This is a genomic window from Rhodococcus (subgen. Prescottella) equi (assembly GCF_003013675.1).
GTDB lineage: Bacteria > Actinomycetota > Actinomycetes > Mycobacteriales > Mycobacteriaceae > Prescottella > Prescottella equi.
In genome coordinates, this window is record NZ_CP027793.1 from 2791483 (window position 1) to 2813174 (window position 21692).

Consider the following 21692-nt stretch of genomic DNA (forward strand, 5'->3'; position numbering starts at 1 on the left):
GCCGGTTCGTGCGCGGCGCCTCCACCCGGCCCGGCGAGTAGTCTCGGTTGTGTTGATCTGACGGAAACGTAGGTGGCGGAATGGCCGACGTCGACACCCTCGGGCCCCACCAGGCGTCCGGTCCGTCGCCCGGTCACGGCCGACTCCCGGCCGATCTCACCAGTTTCGTCGGTCGCCGCCACGAACTCACTGCGGTTCGTGGCGCGCTCACCGAATGCCGTCTCGTGACGCTCACCGGCATCGGCGGTGTCGGCAAGACCAGGCTCGCTCTGCGCGTCGCGACCTCGGTCCGGCGGAACTTCCCCGACGGCGTGTGGCTCATCGAACTCGCCGATGTCCACGACCCGGACTTCGTCGTCGACGTCGTCGCCACCACGCTGGGGGTGCGCGACTACACCGGCCGCCCACCCCGGGATTCGCTCGTCGAAGCCATGGCCGAGGGGGCCAGGCTCCTCGTTCTCGACAATTGCGAACAGGTCGTCGACGCGGTCGCGGAGCTGGTCCAGACGTTGCTGGAGCGGTGCGCCGGCCTGCATGTCCTCGCCACGAGCCGGGAACTGCTCGGACTCGGCTGCGAGACCGTCATTCCGGTGTCCCCGCTGACCACGCCGAGCCGGGACCGGAGCCAACCGGTGATCAAGGTGTCCCGGTTCGACGCCGTCGCCCTGTTCGCCGAACGGGCCGCCTCCGCGGTGCCGGGGTTCGCACTGACGGACGACAACACCGCGACGATCGCCAAGATCTGCGCCCGGCTCGACGGGTTGCCGCTGGCAATCGAACTGGCTGCGGCCCGCACCCGCGCCCTGTCACCCGAGCAGATCCTGCAGCGCCTGATCGAGCGTCGCGGCCTGCTGACGTGGAGCAGTCGAGGTGTGCCGCCCCGACAGCAGACGCTGAAGTGGAGCATCGGGTGGAGCTACGACCTGTGCACCCCCGAGGAACAGCAGCTGTGGCGCCGGCTGTCGCTGTTCACCGGGAGCTTCGACATCGACGACGTCGAGCACATCTGCGGGGAGGACTGTGCCGGCGACCTGCTCGACATCCTGGCGTCGTTGGTGGACAAGTCGATCATCGTCCGCGAGGACGCCCGCGGCCGGGCTCGCTACCGGATGCTCGACACGGTCCGTGGTTTCGGCCGCGAACAGCTGGACGAGACCGCGGGCGATGTGAATCTGCGGTTGCGGTTCCGCGACTGGTACACCCGGATGGCGCTGGACGCGGAGGCCGACTGGATCAGTCCCCGGCAGCTCGACTGGAGCGATCGGCTTCGCGGGGAACTGCCGAACCTGCGGGAGGCGTTCGACTTCGCGATCGCCGAGAACGACGGAAGCGCGCTGCCCCTCGCGGCCGCCCTCTACCCGTTCTGGATCGCACGCGGCCTGTTCGCCGAGGGCCGGCGCTGGCTCCATCGCGCACTCGACCAAACCCACCGGCAACCGACCACCCTCCAGGCCAAATCGCTCTTCGCGGCCGCGATCCTGGCCGCCTTCCAAGGTGACCTCACGGTCGCCGCTGCCCGAGCCGAGGACGCGCTTGCACTGGAGTCGCCGGCGGCGGACCCGATCGCCCGCGCCTACGTCGCGATGGCCGCCGGGATCACAGCCTTCTGCAGCGGCGACCTCGAACAGGCTCGGGTACGCCTGCGGTTCGCGGCGGACACCCCCGGCGTCGACGCGTATCCGCAACTCCAGCTCGAGGCGCTCAGTCTGCTCGGCTGGGCCCACGTCGGTGACCACACCTCGCAGGCTCTGACCTTCCAGGGCCGCGCTCTCGCCATCGCGCAGGGCCACGGCGAATACATTCATCGCGGCTATTCACTGTGGGCCAACGGAGTCGACACCTGGCGCTCGGGCGATCGCGAGCACGCAACCGAACTTCTCGAAGCGGGACTGCGCCTGACCCGGCAGACTCGCGATCCACTGATGGTCTTCACGTGCCTGCAGGCGCTGGCCTGGCTCGACGCGGAGAACGGTCAGGTGCGACGCGCGGCCGTCGTCATGGGAGCGGCCGACGCCCACCGCCGGCTCGTCGGTAGCAACCCGGTCTTCTTCCCCAATCTGCTCGTTCACCAGAACACCTACGAAGAGACGGTCCGCGAGGCGCTGGACGCGAAGACGCTCGACGCCGCGCACCGTGAGGGTGCATCGATGACCACCGCGGACGCGATCGCGTACACGCTCGGTGAACAGTCCCGCGAGCCGATGCCGGACACGCCCGGTCAGGAGCGGACGGTGCTGACCAAGCGGGAGCACGAGGTTGCCGAACTCGTCGCGGAAGGCCTGACCAACAAGGAGATCGCACAGAGGCTCACGATCTCGCGCCGCACCGTCGACGGCCACGTCGACCACATCCTGACGAAGCTGGGCTTCACCTCACGCGTGCAGGTCGCCAGCTGGATCACAGAGTCGGCGCCGACGGACTGACACCCCGGTCACGGCACCCGATACGTCCACTCCGGGTTGGCGAACTTGGTGTCGACCAGTTGCTGCGCGGCCGCCAACTCGGCGTCGGTGTAAGCGCTGGTAGTCGTGTCGTAGCGGGCGCGGAAGTGCGCGAGGAAGGCGGCGATGATCGCATCGCGCGCCATCCCGGTCTGCGAGCGCATCGGGTCGACCCGTTTGCCGGAGCTGGTGATGCCCTTGTCGGATATCTTCTCCCGGCCGATGCGCAACACGTCGGTCATCTTGTCGGCGTCGATGTCGTAGGCCATGGTCACGTGGTGGACGACCGCACCGGCCGCGAAGCGTTTCTGCGCGGCGCCACCGATCTTGCCCTGTTCGGATGCGATGTCGTTGAGCGGGACGTACCGGGCCTTGATGCCGACGTCGGCGAGCGCGCCCATCACCCACTGGTCGAGGAACTCGTACGAGCGTTCGAAACTCAGCCCGTCGACCAGGGACGTGGGCACCGACAGCGAGTAGGTGATGCAGTTGCCCGGTTCCATGAACATCGCCCCGCCGCCGGAGATGCGTCGCACGATGCCGATACCGTGCCGGGCCGCGGCCTCCTCGTCGACCTCGTTGCGCACCGACTGGAACGAGCCGAGCACCACCAGCGGAGAATCCCAGTCCCAGAATCGCAGCGTCGGGCGGCGCTCACCGGTGGCCACCTCCCGGGTGATCACCTCGTCGAGCGCGACGTGCATCGCCGGGTCCAGCACCACCGGTTCGATGACGTCGAAGGTGTGGTCGTGCCAGCTGGTCGCGTGGCCGAGCGCTCGGCGGATCGCGATACCGACCGATTCGGGGGTGAATCCGATCAGAGCCACGTCGTCGCCGATCTTCTCGGCGATCGCCTGGCCGATTCGGGTGGCGTCGGCGGTGGTCGGCAGCCCGGTGACCGCGGCGACGATGTCCTCGAGTGCGTCGTCCGGCTCGAGGAAGAAGTCGCCGGACAGCGCCACCCGGGACAGCTGCCCGTCCTCCACATCGACGTCGACGATCACGAGCTTGCCACCGGGAACCTTGTATTCACCACGCACGAAAAGAAGCGTATCGGTGAGTGCGACAGGGCGGTGGCGCGGGAACCGGCGACACCTACGGTGTGAGCGACGGCGCAGGCGCCGTGTCACCCGCGGCGGGCTGTCCGCAAGTCACTTGCGCGCGAGCGGGCTGTAGAAGACCAGGCCGTTGCCGTTGTTGTCGTAGACCACCGCGCGGCGCTCGTGGGCGTCGTCGTACGGACCCTTCACGATGGCGCCGCCGCCGTCCTCGATGGCTGTCGCGGCCGCATCGACGTCGGCGGTCTTGATGCCGACGACGACCTTGCCCGGGATCGGGTGGTCGACGGCGGTCGCGAGCGCGATCGTCACCGATCCCCCGTCGAGCGCGGCGAAGTGCGCGCCGTCGCGGAACTTCAGGGTCATCCCGAGGGTCCCGGTGTAGAACTCGAGGGCCTCGTCCAGGTTTTCCACCGACAGCATGATCATCTTGGCGTCGTAGTCGCTCACTTGTGCCTCCGGTACTCGATCGAAACTTCGGCGCGTGCGCCGGAACGGACCCGTCCGGGTCCGCCACGGCCCGCCGCGTGCTCGCTGATCCTCACCCACGACCGGCTCCCGCTCATCCCGACCCGCCGCGGATGCTGCGCACGGGGGACCTGGGGCCCTACCGGACCGGGTCCTCGGGCCCGGCGGACGTGTCGCAACGACGTGTCGTAGCTGAGTCGCTCGTGGGATTCCGCTCACCGCGCACTACGGACCGTTCGTCGCGGGTCGGGCCCGACCGGCCGCGCCCCGTAGCGCGAGCGAAGTGACCAGCCAGTATCATCTGTGCACGATCGGCCAACTCGCCGTTCTTGATCGAGTCTGCATCCGGACGCGAACCGTTCGTCCCACCGCAGTCGGCGCCCACCTCACGCGCCTCAGCTCCCCGAGCTGTATTCGTCGATGCCCTGGCCGCCGCACCGGACTGATCTACTCCGGAAGCTACCGCCGGGTAACATTGTTGTCGTCCCGTTCGGCGTCCGAACCATGTGCCCTGACAGCGGCCGTGTTCCGGGCGCTGCTGGTACCGGAAAAGTGAGGCAGTTCCATGACTGAACGCGTGCAGGTCGGTGGTCTTCAGGTCGCCAAGGTTCTCTACGACTTCGTGAACGATGAGGCTCTTCCGGGCACCGGCGTTTCCGCCGAGGCGTTCTGGGAGGGTGCGGGCAAGGTGTTCGCCGACCTGGCCCCCAAGAACAAGGCACTGCTCGCCAAGCGCGACGACCTGCAGGCGCAGATCGACGCGTGGCATCGCGAGCGGGCGGGCAAGCCGCTCGACGCCGCCGAGTACAAGGCGTTCCTGCAGGAGATCGGCTACCTGCTGCCCGAGCCCGAGCCGTTCCAGGTCGCGACCGAGAACGTCGACGCCGAGATCGCCACGACCGCCGGCCCGCAGCTCGTCGTCCCGGTCCTCAATGCCCGCTTCGCGCTCAACGCGTCCAACGCCCGCTGGGGTTCGCTGTACGACGCGCTCTACGGCACCGACGCGATCTCCGAGGACGGTGGCGCGGAGAAGGGTAAGGGCTACAACAAGGTTCGCGGCGACAAGGTCATCGCGTGGGCCCGCAATTTCCTGGACACGGCAGCACCCCTGGCGAAGGGCTCGCACACCGAGGCCACCCGCTACTTCGTGGTCGACGGCAAGCTGGCCGTCGAACTGGGCGGCGAGGTCGTGACGACTCTGGCCGAGCCGGAGAAGTTCGTCGGCTACCTCGGCGACGGTGACCACCCCACCTCGGTGCTGCTGCGCAACAACGGCCTGCACGTCGAGATCGAGATCGACCCGACGTCCCCGATCGGCAAGACCGACGGTGCCGGCGTCAAGGACGTCGTGCTCGAGTCGGCGATCACCACGATCATGGACTTCGAGGACTCGGTGGCCGCGGTCGACGCCGACGACAAGGTCGTCGGCTACCGGAACTGGCTGGGGCTCAACCGCGGCGACCTGTCGGAGTCGTTCGACAAGGGCGGCAAGACCGTCACCCGCACGCTCAACGGCGACCGCACCTACACCACGCCGGACGGTGAGGAGCTGACCCTGCACGGGCGCTCGCTGCTGTTCGTCCGCAACGTCGGACACCTGATGACGAACCCCGCGATCCTCGACGCCGACGGCAACGAACTGCCCGAGGGCATCCTCGACGCGCTGATCACCAGCGCGTGCGCGATCCACGGCCTGAGCATCGACGACGACCACGGCCCGCTGAACAACTCGCGCACCGGCTCGATCTACATCGTCAAGCCCAAGCAGCACGGCCCCGAGGAGGTGGCCTTCACCACCGAGCTGTTCGGCCGCGTCGAAGAGGTCCTGGGTCTGCCGGCGAACACCCTCAAGGTCGGCATCATGGACGAGGAGCGGCGCACCACCGTCAACCTCGCGGCCTGCATCAAGGAAGCGGACCAGCGGGTGGTGTTCATCAACACCGGCTTCCTCGACCGCACCGGAGACGAGATCCACACCTCGATGGAGGCCGGCGCGATGGTGCGCAAGGCCGACATGAAGAAGCAGACGTGGATCGCCGCGTACGAGGACTGGAACGTCGACACCGGCCTCGCGACCGGTCTGCAGGGCAAGGCTCAGATCGGTAAGGGCATGTGGGCCATGACCGATCTGATGGCCGACATGCTCGAGCAGAAGATCGGTCACCCCCGCTCCGGCGCCAACACCGCGTGGGTGCCGTCGCCGACCGGCGCGACACTGCACGCCACGCACTACCACCAGGTGGACGTGTTCGCGGTCCAGGACCAGCTGAAGGGCAAGCCCCGCGCGACGGTCGACGAGATCCTCACGATCCCGCTCGCCCCGTCCACCGACTGGTCCGACGCCGAGAAGCAGCAGGAGCTCGACAACAACTGCCAGTCGATCCTCGGCTACGTGGTGCGCTGGATCGACGCCGGCGTCGGCTGCTCCAAGGTGCCCGACATCCACGACGTCGCACTCATGGAGGACCGGGCGACGCTGCGCATCTCGAGCCAGCTGCTGGCCAACTGGCTGCGGCACGGCATCGTCACCGAGGCCGACGTCGTCGCGAGCCTCGAGCGGATGGCGCCGGTCGTCGACCGCCAGAACGAGGGCGACGCGTCGTACCGTCCGATGGCCCCGGACTTCGACTCCAACATCGCCTTCCAGGCGGCCAAGGAACTGATCCTCGAGGGCGGCAAGCAGCCCAGCGGCTACACCGAGCCGATCCTGCACCGCCGTCGTCGCGAGTACAAGGCCGCCAACGCCTGATCCTCGCGCGCGCCACCCGCGGCCCCGGCACCGTCACAGGTGCCGGGGCCGCGGGCGGTCGGGACGTCCGTATTCGTCACTAGACTGCGTTCGTCGGGACCGGTCGGGCGCCGGTCCGACGCGGTAGAGAGCAAGGCGGTTTTCCACGTGGGGCAGCATCGCAGTGATCGACGCACCCGCGGCGTCAGCAAGGGACCGGTCATCGCGTTGGTGTCGGTGGTCGTGATCGTGCTCGGCGTCGTCGGCTGGTTCCAGCTCAGGGACCGCGCGAGCAGTCAGGGGACGGCGGCGGCGGGCGCATGCGTCGAGGGCGATATCCGACTCGACGTCGCCGCGGACCCGAGCATCGCCGCCCCGGTCCGCGATCTCGCCGCCCGGTTCACCGACACCCTGCCGGTGGTCCGGGACCACTGCGTGTCGGTGACCGTGTACGACGCTCCGACCGCAGCGGTGACCGAGGCACTCGCCGCGGCGCCGGACGGTCCGTGGCAGGAAGATCTCGGTCCGGCTCCGGCGCTGTGGATCCCGGCGAGCGGCACCGCGATCGACCGCCTCGCAGGGGCCGGCGTGGTGGACGGCAGCCCCAAGCCACTTGCCTCGAGTCCGGTGGTCGTCGTCGCGCCCGAGGACCTCGCGGCGGCGCTGACGGCGTCCGGGACCGGGTGGCAGAACCTCCCCGCCCTGCAGAGCGGCAAGGACTCGCTCGACGGGATCGGCCTGCGCGGCTGGGGCGGTCTGAAGCTCGCCCTGCCGGCCGGACCGGATTCCGCCGCCGCGCTCGACGCCGTGGCCGCCGCGACGGCGAACGCCGGAACCGGCCCCCTCGACGAGACACAGGCAGCGTCCCCCCAGGTGGTCGCCGCGGTCGGCGCTCTCGCCAACGGCAGCAAGGCCATCGACGCCGCACCCGCCACCACCGCCGATGCCGTCGAGCTCCTCGCGGGCCGGTCGGATCCCGCGTCCGCCCCGGTCCACGCAGTGCCCGCCACCGAGCAGCAGCTGTACGCCGCCGGCGACGACGCGCGCGGCCTCGTCGCCTACGCACCGGCGGGCGCGACTCCGGTCCTCGACCACCCCGCCACGATCCTCGCCACGCCGTGGGTCGACGAGACGCGCGGCCGTGCAGCCGCACAGTTCGTCGACTTCATGCGGCAGCCGGAATCGGTACAACAGTTCGTGGACGCGGGGTTCCGCGTCGGGGACCGCACGCCTGCGGCCACCGACCGCACACCGATGCCCGAGCTGGGACAGGTGCTCACCCCCGCCACGGGGCCTGCTGCCACGCGGCTCGCGCAGACGTTCGCGAATCCGGCCGTCCCGCAGGCAACCACGATCCTGCTCGACGTCTCCGGGTCGATGGGCTACACCGACGGAGACGGCACCCGGCTGAGCAACACCGTCGACGCGCTGTCCGCTCGGATCGCGGCACTGCCCGCATCGTCCGACGTGGGGTTGTGGGTGTACAGCCGCGGCCTCGACGGTGCCAAACCGTACCTGGTGAAGGTGCCGACCGGGCCGCTGTCGGACGGCGACCGCAGGCAGCGGATCGAGGCGGCGCTGCGGTCGCTGCGTCCGGCCACCGCGACGTCGACCTACGCGTCGGTGATTGCCGCGCACGACAGTGCGGTGGACGGGTTCGTCGACGGTCGCCCCAACTCGGTGCTGCTCGTCACCGACGGACCCAACGACGACACCTCGGTCGGAACTCAGAAGCTCATGCAGTCGCTGACCGGCGCGGCACACCCCGTGCGGGTCGACGTCGTCTCGATCGGCGAGAACAGCGATCAGGCGACGCTCCGGTCGATGGCGGACCGCACCGGCGGCACGCTGATCGCCGTACCGTCCACGCAGGGTCCCGCCCTCGGGGACGCGTTCGCGAAGACGCTGTCGTAGCCGTGATCCGCATCGCGATCTTCGGGGCCTTCCTCGCGCTGGTCAGCTACTGGGTGCACCGCCGTCTGGTACGCGCGACCGGGCTGACCGGACGGCCGGCCCGCGCCGTCGACGTCACGCTGATCGTGCTGTGGGTGCTGGCGCTCGTCGGGGTCGGTAGCGGTGAGGTGTTCGACCCGGCCTGGGCGCGGATCCCCGGCTTCGTCGGCTGGGTATGGCTTGCGGCTCTGCTCTACCTCGTGCTCGGGTTGATACTGGTCGGCGCCGGGTCTGGTGTCGCACGCCTCGCCGGACGCCCGCAGCCCACCGACCCGTCCCGCCGCCGGGTGTTGCGCGGTGCCACGGCCGCGGTGACGGTCGCCGCGATCGGTGCCGCGGGCTACGGCGTCGTCGAGGCCCACACTCCCCGGATCCAGCGGGTCCGGGTACCGCTGCGGCGCCTGCCGAGCGAGTTCGCCGGCATGCGCATCGCCCTCGTGACGGACCTGCACGTCGGTCCGTCCCGCGGAATCGGGTTCACGCGCAAGGTCGTCGATCTCGTCAACGCCCAGAAGCCCGAGCTGGTCCTGCTCGGCGGCGACCTCGTCGACGGCACCGTCGCGAAGGTCGGCCGCGACCTGGAGCCGTTGCGGGATCTGCGGGCCCCGCTGGGCGTGTTCGGGGTCAGCGGCAACCACGAGTTCTACGCGGGCGACGGCGGCCGCTGGCTGGATCTGTGGGACACGCTCGGTATCCGCACGCTGCGCAACGAGCGCGTCGAGATCCACCGCGGCGGCGGGGTTATCGACCTGGCCGGCATCCATGACCACACCTCCTCCGCGCCCTACGAACCGAATCTTCCGGCCGCGCTCGCCGGACGCGACCCCGACCGCTTCGTGCTGCTCCTCGCACACCAGCCGAAGCAGGCGGTCGAGGCGTCCGAACTCGGGGTGGACCTGCAACTGTCGGGTCACACACACGGTGGCCAGATGTGGCCGCTGGGGTATCTCGTCCCCCTGCAGCAGCCGTCGGTGACCGGCCTCGACCGGGTGGGCGACACCGTGCTGTACACGACGCGCGGGGCAGGCGCGTGGGGACCGCCCGTTCGGGTCGGTGTGCCACCGGAGATCACCATCCTCGAACTCGCGAGCCGCCCGCAACCGTCCCGCTGACCGGGCGTGCAGTGCGGGCACGGGTGAAGTCGCGGGTGACAAACGACGTGACACGCGCCCACCACTGGTTGGTTCGCCCGATATGTGCGTGGATGAGAGTTCTGCCGATCCTCCATGCCCCCACCTTCTCTGCAGATGCGGTCGGTCGCCGAAACCGAAGGACACCCATGACCCAGGAGTTCACCAGCAACCGGATCGCCGTTTGGGCGCCGACGAGGTTGCTGCACCGACTCCGGCGCACTTCGGGACTCACCGTCGTCCGGGCGCCCCACGGGTTCGGGAAGTCGGCGCTGGCGTCGGCGTGGCTCACGACATCGCCGGCCGCGGGACGCCGCACACTCCACATCCCACCGCCCCAGCCGACGACGTCCGTCGACGACTACTGGACACAGGTCTACCGCGCACCGACCGGCGCCGGGGACCCGCTGGACATCGTCCTCGAACGCGTGGACCTGCTCGGTGATCCGATCGTCGAACGCCGGATCCACGAGTTCGTCGACGAGCACCTCGCGGTCGACGTCCTGGCGACGGTGGTCGGGCGGTCGACCTTCGAGGATCCGCTGACCTTCCCGCCCGACCACGACTCGCTCCGCGCAGACGACCTTCTGTACACGCCCGACGACTTGCGGGAACTGTTCGGCTGCGCCGGGCACGAACCGTCCGACGCAGTTCTGGACGGTCTCCACCGCCGGACCGGCGGACTACCCCGGCTCTGCACGGCGGTGCTGGCATCGACGACATCGGCAGGCGTACCGGCGGGCGAGGTGCTCGAACAGGCCTGCGCCGACGTGGTCACGAGATACGTCCACCACGACATCCTCTCTGCGGTCGACACCGAACTGCGACGCTTCCTGGTCCGTACCGCGACCGCACGTGTGGTCACTGTGGAGCTCGCGCAGTACCTCGGTGGTGGCCCCGACTCGGCGCGCCACCTACACGACCTCGAATCCATGGGAATCCTGGACCACCGGGACACCGCCGACGGCGACGCCTGGATGCTGCCACCCGCGGTACGGACGGAACTGGTCAGCGTTCAGCGCGCGGAGGGCCTCGAACCCGCGGCGCGGTCTCGGCTGCTGGCTCTCCATCATCGGGACCGCGGCGATCACGGCGCGGCGCTGCGCTGTGCCGCCGAGGCCGAGGACTGGGACCTCGCCGTCGATCTGTTGAACCGACAGGCCGCAACTCTGGTCAACACGCACATCGACGTCCTCCGCGAAGCGCTCCTGGCGCTGCCGGCCGAAGTGCTGGACGCCCAACCCGGTCTCACGATGCTGCGCAACCTCGTGCGACAGCTGTCGGGCGATCCCTCGAACGACGAGGCCCGCTACGACACCGCCGACCTCCTCGACCTCACAGTGGTCGAGGACCCCCGCGAAGCTCTCACGATCGTCGGGAACCGGATTCTCTCGCAGCGCCTCGGTGGCGACTACGAAACCGCGGCCGATCAGACACGCAGGCTGCACGTTTCGGTGGGACGGCTGCTGGACACGGACCCCGACGCGATCACCGACCTACTGCCGTTCCTCCGGATGCAGAGCGGCCTCACGTATCAGTTGGCGGGCGACTTCGCGGACTCCACCGTCGAGCTACGGCTCGCACACCGACTCGGTGCGGCACGTCGCATGGACTACATCTCACGGAATGCGGCCGGCAACTCGGCCCTCAACTGGGCTTTCGCCGGCGAACTGCAGCGAGCACACGACTGGCTCGCCGCCGAGGCGCGGATCCCGCCGCCCGACGAGTGGATCGAAGCCCTCGTCCGCATCGGCGGTGCTGTCGCGCGCGTGCTCACCGCGATCGACGAACTCGACCTCCCGTCTGCGGAACGCGCGGTCGAAAGCTTGCGCGTTCTCCCGGAAGTCGTGGAACTGTGGCCGTTCGTGACGTACGCCCGCTGCAGGTACGCCATCGCGACGGGCGAACCGGCGGACGGACTCGCGGCGCTCGGTGTGTTCGCCGACGCGCGGACGACTGCAAACGGCGCCTTCGTGCAGTCGCTGCTCTCCGCTGTCGAGATCGAGGTGTGTCTCGCGCTCGGCGACATCGCGCGGTCCCGGGTGATCGCCGGTTCGCTGACGTCCGACACGCCGTGGGGCGTCGTTGCTGCCGCACGGGCGCACCTTCTCACCGGAGATCACCAGTCCGCCATCACCATGTGCCGCCGGTACGACTGGCTGGGTTCGCCGTACGCGCGAGCGCAGCTGGAAGCACTCGTGATCGAGGCGGCCGCCGCGTGCCGACTCGGCCGCGACGAGGACGCCCTCCGTGCCTGGACCCATGCCTGCGCGATCGCCGACCGCACGGGTATACGGAGCGCCTTCGCGAGCGTCGACCGTGACACCGTCGTCCTTCTCTCCCAGCGTGCGGCACGACCCTCGCCGGCGGTGACCGCGTTCCTCGAGGCGCCGTCCCGCGAGCACTACCCGTCGACGCTGGCCTTCCCGCAGCTCACCGACCGTGAAGCGACGGTGCTCGAGGGTGTCGTGCAGGGCCTGACCGTCGGACAGATCGCGAGCCGGATGTTCCTGTCGACCTCGACCGTCAAGACCCACAAGCGCACGCTCTATCGAAAGCTGACTGCGCACTCGCGCACCGAGGCGATCGATCGTGCCCGCTCCCTCGGCTTCCTCGACGACTGACCCTCCCCGGTCGTGGCTGCTCGAGAACTGGTGGTGAACCCGCGTGAGATTGCAGCGAGTCGCAAGATTCCGGGTTTCCTTCGATTCCGTCACATACGGAGTTCAATCATCGCACCGAGCGGGAGGGACTGGATGCTGCGGCTAGCCTGCGGGACAGAGAATCCGCCGGGCCTGATCCCAGAACGGGTACAGCTGCGATGTGTTCGCGTCGGGATGGTCGGCCCGCGCGACGCGTTCGAACTCGAGATAGGTCTGCCCCGGCATCGACGACAGGTTGCACGCCTGTAGACCGAGCTTCGCGGCCGAGGCGTCCGATACGCCCCGGCCCCACGGCCCGAGATCGGATGCCAGGTAGGCGTTCAGGCCGTCACCCCAACGATCGAACGCGAACTGCATATCGAAGGAACAGCTGTCCGGCAGCAGTTCGACGCAGGTCATCGTCCGCCCCCGTACGGTCGCCACATCGTCGGCCAGAGGCCGTTCCGTCGACGTCTGGGCGACGTCCGACAATGCGCGATAGAAGGCGAAACCCGTCCCGAGAAGCGCCGCGACCACCAGCACGGCAACGATTATCCTCGACACCCCTCCCCCTCTCCCCCGGTCCCGGGCGCCCGAACGTCAGGGACGCTGCGCGAGCGTCAACCGGATCTTGTGCCGGGTGACCACCCGGCCGTCCTCGTCACGCCAGCCCTCCACCCGCTCGAGCGCGGCGTCCCGAACGTGGTCGCGTTCGTCCTCCGGAATCGAATCCCACAGCATGCGCTGCCCGTGGGAGCGCGTCCACGAATACCACTGTGCGGGGTCGTCGAATTCCAGTTCGAGATCGAAGGACGTAGTCCTCTCGTGGACGAGGCCGGCGGTCCGCATCAGTGCCTCGACTGCGGCATCGGCGCCGAACGGCCCATCCGGATCGCGAGGATCCACGGGGAAGAAGCGCGTGTCGCGGTACGGCGCGAACAGATCGTCGAGTTCCTCCCAGCGCGGATCCCACGCGCCGAACGTCGACACGCCCACCGTCCCGTGTGGAACGAGGAGCGATCGCCACGCGGTCAGCGCGGCCGCCGGATCCGGCAGGAAGAAGAGCATGAACGACGCGGTGACGACGTCGTACCGGCCGTGTGGAAGGGACGGCCGCATGGCGTCCATCACCTGGACGTGCACGTTCGTCAACCCTCGGGTCCGCGCCTCGCGCCCTGTCACGGCCACCATCCGCGGCGCGAGATCGATTCCGGTCACCTCCCCCGACGGGCCGACGGCGTCGGCGAGGCGGAACAGCACCGCGCCCCTACCGCATCCGACGTCGAGCGCTCGGGCACCGGGCCGAGGCGCGACGGCACGCACGAGACGATCCGCGATGGGCCCGAAGAACGGCACGCCCAGACTGTCGTAGCTGTCCGCGACCAGATCGAACAGATCCGCGATCCGTGCGGTGTGTACCTCGTCCGGCACCTCGACCATCCATCGATCATGTGCCGGGCGCACCGCCAGGTCAACGACGATCAGGTATCGGAAGGCGCCGACCGGACCAATAGATTCGGTATTTCACCGACTTCCGTCCCGTCCGGATGTCCATAACCGCGCGCAACGTCGGCAGACGGTGAGGGCGGGTCCACGATCCGAGGGCCCGCCCTCACCTCTGGGACGTCAGCCGGAGTACGCCTCGATCGGCGGGCACGAGCACACGAGGTTGCGGTCGCCGTGGGCACCGTCGATCCGGCGTACCGCCGGCCACACCTTCGGTCGCGCGGTGCCGCGCGGGAACACCGCAATCTCCCGTGAGTAGGGGTGGTTCCACTCGGAAACAAGACATTCGGCGGTGTGCGGAGCACCGCGCAGCGGATTGTCGCCGACCGGCCACTCCCCTGCCGCGACCCGATCGATCTCGCCACGAATCGAGATCATGGCGTCGCAGAACTCGTCGATCTCGGCCAGGTTCTCGCTCTCCGTCGGCTCCACCATGAGCGTGCCGGCGACCGGGAAGCTCATCGTCGGTGCGTGGAAGCCGTAGTCCGCCAGTCGCTTGGCGACGTCGTCGACCGTCACACCGGTCTCCTTCGTGAGCGGACGCAGATCGAGGATGCACTCGTGCGCCACCATGCCGTTCTCGCCCGTGTAGAGGACCGGGAAGTACTCGTCGAGGCGGCGGGCGATGTAGTTGGCCGAGGCGATCGCGGTCAGCGATGCCCGGCGCAGCCCCTGGGCGCCCATCATCTTGATGTACGTCCAGGTGATGGGCAGAATCGACGCACTACCGTAGGGTGCCGCCGACACCGGTCCGCAGTCACCCAGTTCGGGCGCCAGGGGGTGCCCGGGCAGGAACGGGGCCAGGTGCGAACGGACCCCGATCGGCCCCACGCCCGGACCGCCGCCGCCGTGCGGGATGCAGAACGTCTTGTGCAGGTTCAAGTGGCTGACGTCGCCGCCGAAGCGGCCCGGACGCGCGAGTCCGACGAGCGCGTTCAGGTTCGCACCGTCGACGTACACCTGACCACCGGCGTCGTGGACGGCCGCGCAGATCTCGCCGACCTCCTCCTCGTAGACGCCGTGCGTCGACGGATAGGTGATCATGATCGCGGCCAGGCGCTCGGCGTGGTCGGCGATCTTCGACCGCAGGTCGTCGAGGTCGACGTCACCGTTCTCGCGGCACGCCACGACCTCGACCCGCATACCAGCCATGACCGCGGACGCGGCGTTGGTGCCGTGCGCACTGGAGGGGATAAGGCAGGTGTCGCGGTGGTCGTCACCACGGCTGAGGTGATAGTTGCGGATCGCGAGCAGACCCGCGTACTCGCCCTGGCTGCCGGCATTCGGCTGCAGGCTCACCGCGTCGTAGCCGGTGATCGCGGCCAACCAGTCCTGCAGGTCCTCGACGACCTTCAACATGCCGGGGGCGTCCTCGGGCGCAAACGGGTGCAGCTTCGAGAAGCCGGGCCACGTGATGGGCTCCATCTCGGCAGTCGCGTTGAGCTTCATGGTGCACGAGCCGAGCGGGATCATGCTGCGGTCGAGTGCGATGTCCTTGTCTGACAGTGCGCGCAGGTAGCGCAGCATCGCGGTCTCGGTGCGGTACTTCGTGAACGACTCGTGCTGCAGATACACCGACGTGCGGTCGCCGAACGGTGCCGGGGTGTAGGCGATCTCGGCATCGGCGGGCATCCCGAACGCCGCGAGCACGGACTGCAGGTGGGCATCGGTGGTCGCCTCGTCGCACGCGACAGCCACGTGGTCGGCGTCGACCAGCCGCAGGTTCACGCCCCACGCCTTGGCGTTCGCGACGATCTCGTCGGCGCGACCGGGCACCCTGGCCAGGACGGTGTCGAAGAATTCGTCGTGGACGACCTCGATGCCGGCCACTTGCAGGCCGGCGGCCAGGTAGGCGGCGCGCTGGTGGACCCGCTGCGCGATCGCCTTCAGCCCCTCCGCACCGTGATAGCTGGCGTACATCGCCGCGATGATCGCGAGCAGCACCTGCGCGGTGCAGATGTTGCTGGTCGCCTTCTCCCGGCGGATGTGCTGCTCACGCGTCTGCAGCGCCAGTCGGTATGCCTTGTTGCCGTCCGCGTCCACCGAGATGCCGACCAGGCGTCCGGGAAGCTGGCGGGCGTGCTTGCTGTGGACCGCGAGGTAACCCGCATGCGGGCCGCCGAAGCCCATCGGGACACCGAAGCGCTGGGTGGTGCCGAAGCACGCATCGGCACCCTGCTCGCCCGGCGGGGTCAGCAGCGTCATCGCCAGCAGATCTGCACCGACCGCCACCAGGGCGCCGCGCTCGTGCGCTTCCGCGATCATCGCGGCATGGTCGACGACCCGGCCCGACGCGCCCGGAAGCTGGGCGAGGACACCGAAGAACTCGCCGTCCGGCAGCCCCTGCGTCAGGTCCGCCTCGACGATCTCGATGCCGAGCGGCTCGGCGCGGGTGATCACCACGGCGCGGGTCTGCGGGAAGAGATCGGTGTCGAGGACGAACCTCGGCGACTTGCTCCGCGACGCCCGGCGCAGCAGCGTCATGGCTTCGGCCGCGGCCGTGCCCTCGTCGAGCATCGACGAGTTCGCGATCTCCATACCGGTGAGGTCGCCGACCATCGTCTGGAAGTTCAGCAGCGCCTCGAGCCGACCCTGGCTGATCTCGGGCTGGTACGGGGTGTACGCCGTGTACCAGGCGGGGTTCTCGAGGATGTTCCGCACCAGCACGGGCGGGGTGAGCGTGTCGTAGTAGCCGAGACCGATCATCGAGGTGGCGACGGTGTTCCGCGCTGCCTGCTCGGCGAGGGCCGCGAGGGCCTCGTGCTCGGAAAGAGGCGCATCCAACGCGTCCAGGCCCGCCGCGACACCGTCGGAGGCAGGATCGAGGATGCTGTCCGGAACGGCGCGCGCTGCGAGTTCATCGAGAGAGTCGACGCCGACGACGTCGAGGATGCGTGCCAGTTCGGCCGAATCGGGGCCGACGTGACGGTCGGCGAACGAATGGCTACGAGCGTCGATCAAGTGAACTCCCAGGCGGTTCGACGGGTACAGGATGCGTTCCGGCGGAACGGTCCTCCCCCTCTGTCGCCTGCTCGATCTTCCGAGCGCCTGAGAGATTCGGCTGCCACACCGGCCGGGCGGAGACTCGGACGGCGTACGCCTTTCCCCGTGGGCGGGTGGGTGCTCCCACCGCTTTCCAGAGGCGTCGGAGCCCGCACGGTCCTGGGTGCCTGAGAGATTGACGGGGAGGTGCTGCTCCTTCGGCGCCCGGGCAGCACATACAGATCTGCCCGGAACTCTCCCGCGCGACGGCGACGCACCGTCAGTCTATGTCACGACCGCGCGCCTACCGAACAGGCTGAGCGGCGGTGATCGCCTAGCCGGTCTTGCGTGCGCCGCGGTTCTTCCGGCGCGACGCCAACTCGTCCTCGGGACTCTGGGTGGCCTCGCCACCGTCCGCGCGCTCGGCCGGGAAATCGGCGATCGTTCCGGTCAGCTCCCGCATCGCGCCACTGACCGCGATCCCGAACACGCCCTGACCACCCTGCAGCAGGTCGACTACCTCCTCCGGAGACGTGCACTCGTAGACGGTGGTGCCGTCGGAGAAGAGGGTGATGCGCGCCAGATCGCCGACACCGCGCTGGCGCAGGTGGTCCACCGCGACGCGAATGTTCTGCAGTGAGATGCCGGTGTCGAGGAGACGCTTCACGATCTTCAGGACGAGGATGTCCTTGAAGGAGTACAGCCGCTGACTGCCGGAGCCGGCGGCCCCGCGAATCGACGGGACCACGAGGTTGGTGCGGGCCCAATAGTCGAGCTGCCGGTAGGTGATGCCGGCGATCTGACATGCCGTGGGCACCCGGTAGCCGACGAGCTCGTCGGGAACGGTGTCGTCGGGGAACAGTCCGGGCTGCACGTCGTCGACGGTCGACGTCTCGATCGATGCCTGGCCGGTTGCCTCGTCGGCGAGGTCCAACTGCTGCTCCTGCGGCCGATCTCCCACGGACTACTCCCTCTCGTGTGTTCAGTGGCGGTGACGGTACTGCCGAACTTCTGCAACCCGTCGATCACACACTCGTGACATCGAGTAAACCCGAACTGTGGATCCACTCAGCGTACGCCCCGGATTCACAGCGTGGCGCGCGTTCGCATGCAAGACGCTAGGGACCCGCGGGGGCCGGGTCAACGCGACGCGCCCAAGAGTCTCAACCTGAACTTGAGGTTGAGGAGTCAGCCGTCGGTGGCCTTGAAATCGTCCGGAGAGACCGACTCGAGAAATTCCTTGAACTTCTCCACCTCGTCCTCGCGCTCGTCCGGCATCACCAGCCCGGCTTCTGCGAGCACCGCCTCCTCGACGAAGATCGGCACGCCGATCCGAAGCGCGATGGCCACGGAGTCCGAAGGACGGGCCGAGACCCGCACATCCCCGTCGAACACGAGATCCGCGTAGAAGGTGCCGGCTTGCAGATCCACGATCCGCACTTCGCGCAGCGTGTGCCCGAACGCATCGAGCAGATCCTTGATGAGGTCGTGCGTGAGTGGGCGCGCGGGTTCCACTCCCTGCTGCTCCAGCGCGATCGCCGTCGCTTCCGTCTGACCGATCCAGATCGGCAGATAGCGGTCACCGTTGCTCTCCCGCAGCAACAGCACCGGCTGGTTCTGCGGCTGCTCGACACGGATTCCGATCACACGCATCTCACTCATCGCGTCCTCCACCTCGTACCGGTGACCGGATCCACCGCGGACGGCGGACGAGCCCCGCTTGACGTACTGCCCCGATTCTATTCGAACCTGCTGTGGTCGTCAGCGATCGAGCGCTCCACGAACCGCAGCCTTGACGAGGCACGTGTGCAGAGTCAGTGACAGCGCCGCGAGTTCGCGGACCATCTCCTCCGCGCGATCGCGCGCACCTGCATCGCGTCCCTTCGCGACCGGACCGGCGATCTGGGCGACGAGGCCTGCTTCACGGTCGGCGGCGAGCTTGAAGGCCCGCAGATGTCGCACCTCGAGCCCGAACTCGGACATCGCCTTCGCGGTCCGCGCCAGGATGACCGCGTCCTCGTCGAAGAAACCGGCGGCTCCGGGCACCACCAGTCCGCTGCGCAGGAGTTCGTTCAGGAACTTGACGTCGATGCCGGAACGTTCGATCAGGTCGTCCCGGCTGATCCGCACCTCACGGTCGGACCGGAACTCCTCGGGGGACACCTCCCCCGGGGCCACCGCGAGGGGGCGTGGGCGCCGGGGAGCCGAATCGACGGCGCCCACGGTGGCCGCGCCCTTGTCGATCGCCTCCAACTGTTCCTTGATCACCTTCAGCGGCAGGTACTGGTCCCGCTGTGCCGTGAGCACGTAGCGAAGCCGCTCACAGTCCGCGATCGAGAACCGCCGATAGCCCGACGGCGTCCGTTCGGGGCTGATGAGCCCCTCGGCCTCCAGGAACCGAATCTTGGAGATCGTGACGTCCGGGAAATCCGGACGCAGTCGATCGAGCACCGTGCCGATCGACATGCCCGTGGCGGCGTCCTGCCGAACGGCGGTCATCAGCTACCTGCACCCGCCGCGGATTCGCCGATCTGGGGGCCGCCGCTGTTGCCGCGCGGGCCGGTAAGGAAGACCAGTCGGAACTTGCCGATCTGGACCTCGTCGCCGTTCGCCAGCACCGCCGAATCGACGGGCTCGCGGTTGACGTACGTGCCGTTGAGGCTTCCCACGTCGACCACCTGGAACTCGTCGTCGTCCTGGCGGAACTCGGCGTGCCGACGACTGACCGTCACGTCGTCGAGGAAGATGTCGCTGTCGGGATGCCGGCCGGCCGACGTGGTCGGCTGGTCGAGCAGGAACCGCGAGCCCGCGTTGGGGCCTCTCTTCACGACGAGCAGCGCGGACCCGGCAGGCAGACCCTCGACCCCGGACACCGGAGCCTCGGCCGTCTGCGACGACTGGGTGTCCATCTCGCTGAGAAAATCCGCACGGAAAACCGATGTGGTCTCGGCCGGCGTTTCTCCGTAAACCGCATCGTTGCCGTTCTCGCTCACCGTTTCTCCTCCTCAATCCGACGAACCGGGAGCGCTCGCGGCGCTCCCGGGTTCACGCGGTCCAACTCGGCCCCGACGACGTCGTGTGACGACGCCGCGGCCACGATCACATTCCGATGCGGATGTGCGCACCGAGACGGCCTTGCGCTCACCTCGACCGTACCCTGAGAGTGCCGGTGCGTGTAGGTGGACAGGCCGCGCGGCGACCCGCGAAATCAGCTCCCGGACAGCGCGAGGTAGGCCTCGGCGTCCAGGGTTGCGGCGAGCACCGAGTCGAGGCCCGCCTCGTCCTCGACCTCGAGGTCCACGAGCCAGCCATTTCCGTACGGCTCGGAGTTCACCAGCTCGGGGCTGCCGTCCAGATCCTCGTTCACGGCAACCACTTTCGCGGTCAGCGGCGCATAGATGTCGGACACGCTCTTGGTGGACTCGACCTCGCCGAACGAGTCGCCGGAGGTCACGTCCTCCCCCACTGCGGGGAGCTGGACGAACACGACGTCACCGAGCTGCGACTGGGCGAAGTCGGTGATGCCGACTCGTACCGTCGTCGGACCCGTCCGCCGCACCCATTCGTGCTCTGCTGTGTAGCGCAGATCGTCGGGGGTAGCGAGCTCACTCACGGTGGCGTCCTTTCGAGGAGGTCCGACGAGCGGACCGCAGAAGATCAGTTTCCGGGATGAGCGTATTGGCGCGGTGAGATCTCCCGCAAGGCGGTCACGGTGACCTGCGGCGATTGTTCGATCCGCAATTGTCCGCCGCTCCGCGCGACGGTGTCGACCACGCCGCCGGGGATGTTCAGGGCCGCAGCCAGCGTCGGCGGATCACCGATCGCGACGACGCGGAACGGCGCGGACACCTTGCGCCCGTCGACCGTGATGTCGCCCCCGCCGCCGCTGACCCACGAGTCCACCCCGATCCGGATCGGGTCCGCACCGGCACCCTGCATCTCGATCGCCTCCGCTCCCGCGGCCCGCAGTTCCTGCAGTAGGTCGAGGATCACCTCGGAGCCGACCGACCTGCCGGGATCCTGGATCGTCAGCGTCACCCCGGGTCCGGTCGCGGCCACCGTGCCGACCTGGATGGAGAGCGCCGACAGGCGGGCCTTCGCCTCGTCGAGCGCGGCGCCCGAACCGCCCCCACCGGCCTCGAGTTTCGACAGGGTCTGTTCGAGTCCGGCGATCTCCTGCCGCAGCGCCGCCTCGCGCTGGTTGAGGTTGCCGAGAACGACGAGCAGGTCCGCGGGGCGGGCAGAGTCGAGGTTGTCGCCCGAGCCGGTACTGGTCACCTGCGTCGCGATCGCCACACCCAGCGCTGCCATGAGCAGGACCGCGAGCAGTCCGAACCCGAAACGCGCGCGGGATCGTGCCGGTCCCTTCGACGGCATCTCGTGCCGCCCGTCGGTCCGTGGCCCGGTGGGAGTCCCGTTGTCCTGCATGCCGATCACGCTCCGAACAGGCGCCGCCGCAGTGCGGCCGCGTTCCCGAAGATGCGGATGCCGAGCACGACGATGATCGCGGTGGACAGCTGTGTTCCGACGCCCAGTTGGTCACCGAGCCAGACGATCAGCGCGGCGACGAGAACGTTGAACACGAAGGACACGACGAAGACCTTCGAGTCGAAGATCTCGTCGAGGTAGGCACGCAGGCCGCCGAAGACGGCGTCGAGGGCGGCGACCACGGCGATCGGCAGATAGGGCTGGACGGCGTCGGGCACCTGCGGGCTGAACACGACCCCGACGACGATGCCGACGACGAGTGCGAGCACTCCGTAGAGCGCGTATCCACCCTTCAC

17 protein-coding genes and 1 riboswitch are annotated in these 21692 nt (G+C 68.8%); of the genes, 5 read left to right on the forward strand and 12 right to left on the reverse strand.

The window, feature by feature from the left end:
* The first annotated feature begins 80 nt into the window (after positions 1 to 80).
* Positions 81 to 2423: a LuxR C-terminal-related transcriptional regulator gene (locus C7H75_RS13060; RefSeq protein ID WP_106851440.1), complete on the forward strand. Its 2343-nt coding sequence runs from the start codon at positions 81 to 83 to the stop codon at positions 2421 to 2423.
* Positions 2424 to 2431: 8 nt separating this feature from the next.
* Here C7H75_RS13060 and lplAB read toward each other — a convergent pair whose 3' ends face one another.
* Together lplAB and C7H75_RS13070 are read right to left on the reverse strand one after the other, a co-directional pair.
* The gene (gene lplAB, locus C7H75_RS13065; RefSeq protein WP_022596087.1) at positions 2432 to 3481 is read right to left on the reverse strand and encodes a lipoate-protein ligase LplAB; all 1050 of its coding nucleotides are present in this window, start codon (positions 3479 to 3481) and stop codon (positions 2432 to 2434) included.
* Positions 3482 to 3592: 111 nt separating this feature from the next.
* Positions 3593 to 3949 carry a VOC family protein gene (locus tag C7H75_RS13070; protein WP_005513097.1) on the reverse strand — a complete coding sequence of 119 codons (357 nt, stop codon included), beginning with the start codon at positions 3947 to 3949 and terminating at the stop codon, positions 3593 to 3595.
* 583 nt (positions 3950 to 4532) lie between these two features.
* Here C7H75_RS13070 and C7H75_RS13075 point away from each other — a divergent pair.
* The 4 genes from C7H75_RS13075 (at position 4533) to C7H75_RS13090 (ending at position 12402) form a co-directional block, all read left to right on the forward strand.
* Positions 4533 to 6716: a malate synthase G gene (locus C7H75_RS13075; RefSeq protein WP_022596098.1), complete on the forward strand. Its 2184-nt coding sequence runs from the start codon at positions 4533 to 4535 to the stop codon at positions 6714 to 6716.
* Between the two features lie 147 nt (positions 6717 to 6863).
* Positions 6864 to 8609, forward strand: a complete 1746-nt coding sequence (locus C7H75_RS13080; RefSeq protein ID WP_081121641.1) for a substrate-binding domain-containing protein — start codon at positions 6864 to 6866, stop codon at positions 8607 to 8609.
* A 2-nt stretch (positions 8610 to 8611) separates the two neighbouring features.
* Positions 8612 to 9760, forward strand: a complete 1149-nt coding sequence (locus C7H75_RS13085; RefSeq protein WP_106851441.1) for a metallophosphoesterase — start codon at positions 8612 to 8614, stop codon at positions 9758 to 9760.
* Between the two features lie 167 nt (positions 9761 to 9927).
* Entirely contained in the window at positions 9928 to 12402 is a 2475-nt protein-coding gene (locus C7H75_RS13090) for a LuxR C-terminal-related transcriptional regulator (protein ID WP_233281759.1), read from the forward strand.
* A 141-nt stretch (positions 12403 to 12543) separates the two neighbouring features.
* Here C7H75_RS13090 and C7H75_RS13095 read toward each other — a convergent pair whose 3' ends face one another.
* The 10 genes from C7H75_RS13095 to C7H75_RS13140 all read right to left on the reverse strand — a co-directional run bounded on the left by C7H75_RS13095 (position 12544) and on the right by C7H75_RS13140 (position 21692).
* Positions 12544 to 12984, reverse strand: coding sequence for a hypothetical protein (locus tag C7H75_RS13095; RefSeq protein WP_049910376.1), 441 nt, complete (start codon positions 12982 to 12984; stop codon positions 12544 to 12546).
* 36 nt (positions 12985 to 13020) lie between these two features.
* Positions 13021 to 13860, reverse strand: a complete 840-nt coding sequence (locus tag C7H75_RS13100; RefSeq protein WP_005513090.1) for a class I SAM-dependent methyltransferase — start codon at positions 13858 to 13860, stop codon at positions 13021 to 13023.
* Between the two features lie 186 nt (positions 13861 to 14046).
* On the reverse strand, positions 14047 to 16887 hold the full coding sequence (gene gcvP / locus C7H75_RS13105; protein ID WP_022596109.1) for an aminomethyl-transferring glycine dehydrogenase: 2841 nt from the start codon (positions 16885 to 16887) through the stop codon (positions 14047 to 14049).
* Between the two features lie 186 nt (positions 16888 to 17073).
* Positions 17074 to 17180, reverse strand: a riboswitch (glycine riboswitch).
* 62 nt (positions 17181 to 17242) lie between these two features.
* On the reverse strand, positions 17243 to 17869 hold the full coding sequence (locus C7H75_RS13110) for a MerR family transcriptional regulator (RefSeq protein WP_005513087.1): 627 nt from the start codon (positions 17867 to 17869) through the stop codon (positions 17243 to 17245).
* 227 nt (positions 17870 to 18096) lie between these two features.
* Positions 18097 to 18570 carry a bifunctional nuclease family protein gene (locus C7H75_RS13115; protein ID WP_013416112.1) on the reverse strand — a complete coding sequence of 158 codons (474 nt, stop codon included), beginning with the start codon at positions 18568 to 18570 and terminating at the stop codon, positions 18097 to 18099.
* Between the two features lie 99 nt (positions 18571 to 18669).
* A complete protein-coding gene (gene ftsR, locus C7H75_RS13120; protein ID WP_013416113.1) occupies positions 18670 to 19407 on the reverse strand; it encodes a transcriptional regulator FtsR in 738 nt (245 codons plus the stop codon).
* Positions 19407 to 19901 (reverse strand): glycogen accumulation regulator GarA, encoded by a 495-nt coding sequence (garA, locus tag C7H75_RS13125; protein WP_005513084.1) that lies wholly within the window; start codon positions 19899 to 19901, stop codon positions 19407 to 19409. The genes ftsR and garA overlap by 1 nt, the downstream gene beginning before the upstream one ends.
* Positions 19902 to 20116: 215 nt before the next feature.
* Positions 20117 to 20521, reverse strand: coding sequence for a glycine cleavage system protein GcvH (gcvH, locus tag C7H75_RS13130; RefSeq protein ID WP_005513083.1), 405 nt, complete (start codon positions 20519 to 20521; stop codon positions 20117 to 20119).
* A gap of 44 nt (positions 20522 to 20565) precedes the next feature.
* Positions 20566 to 21336, reverse strand: coding sequence for a DUF881 domain-containing protein (locus tag C7H75_RS13135; protein ID WP_037085222.1), 771 nt, complete (start codon positions 21334 to 21336; stop codon positions 20566 to 20568).
* A gap of 5 nt (positions 21337 to 21341) precedes the next feature.
* On the reverse strand, positions 21342 to 21692 hold the full coding sequence (locus C7H75_RS13140) for a small basic family protein (protein WP_013416116.1): 351 nt from the start codon (positions 21690 to 21692) through the stop codon (positions 21342 to 21344).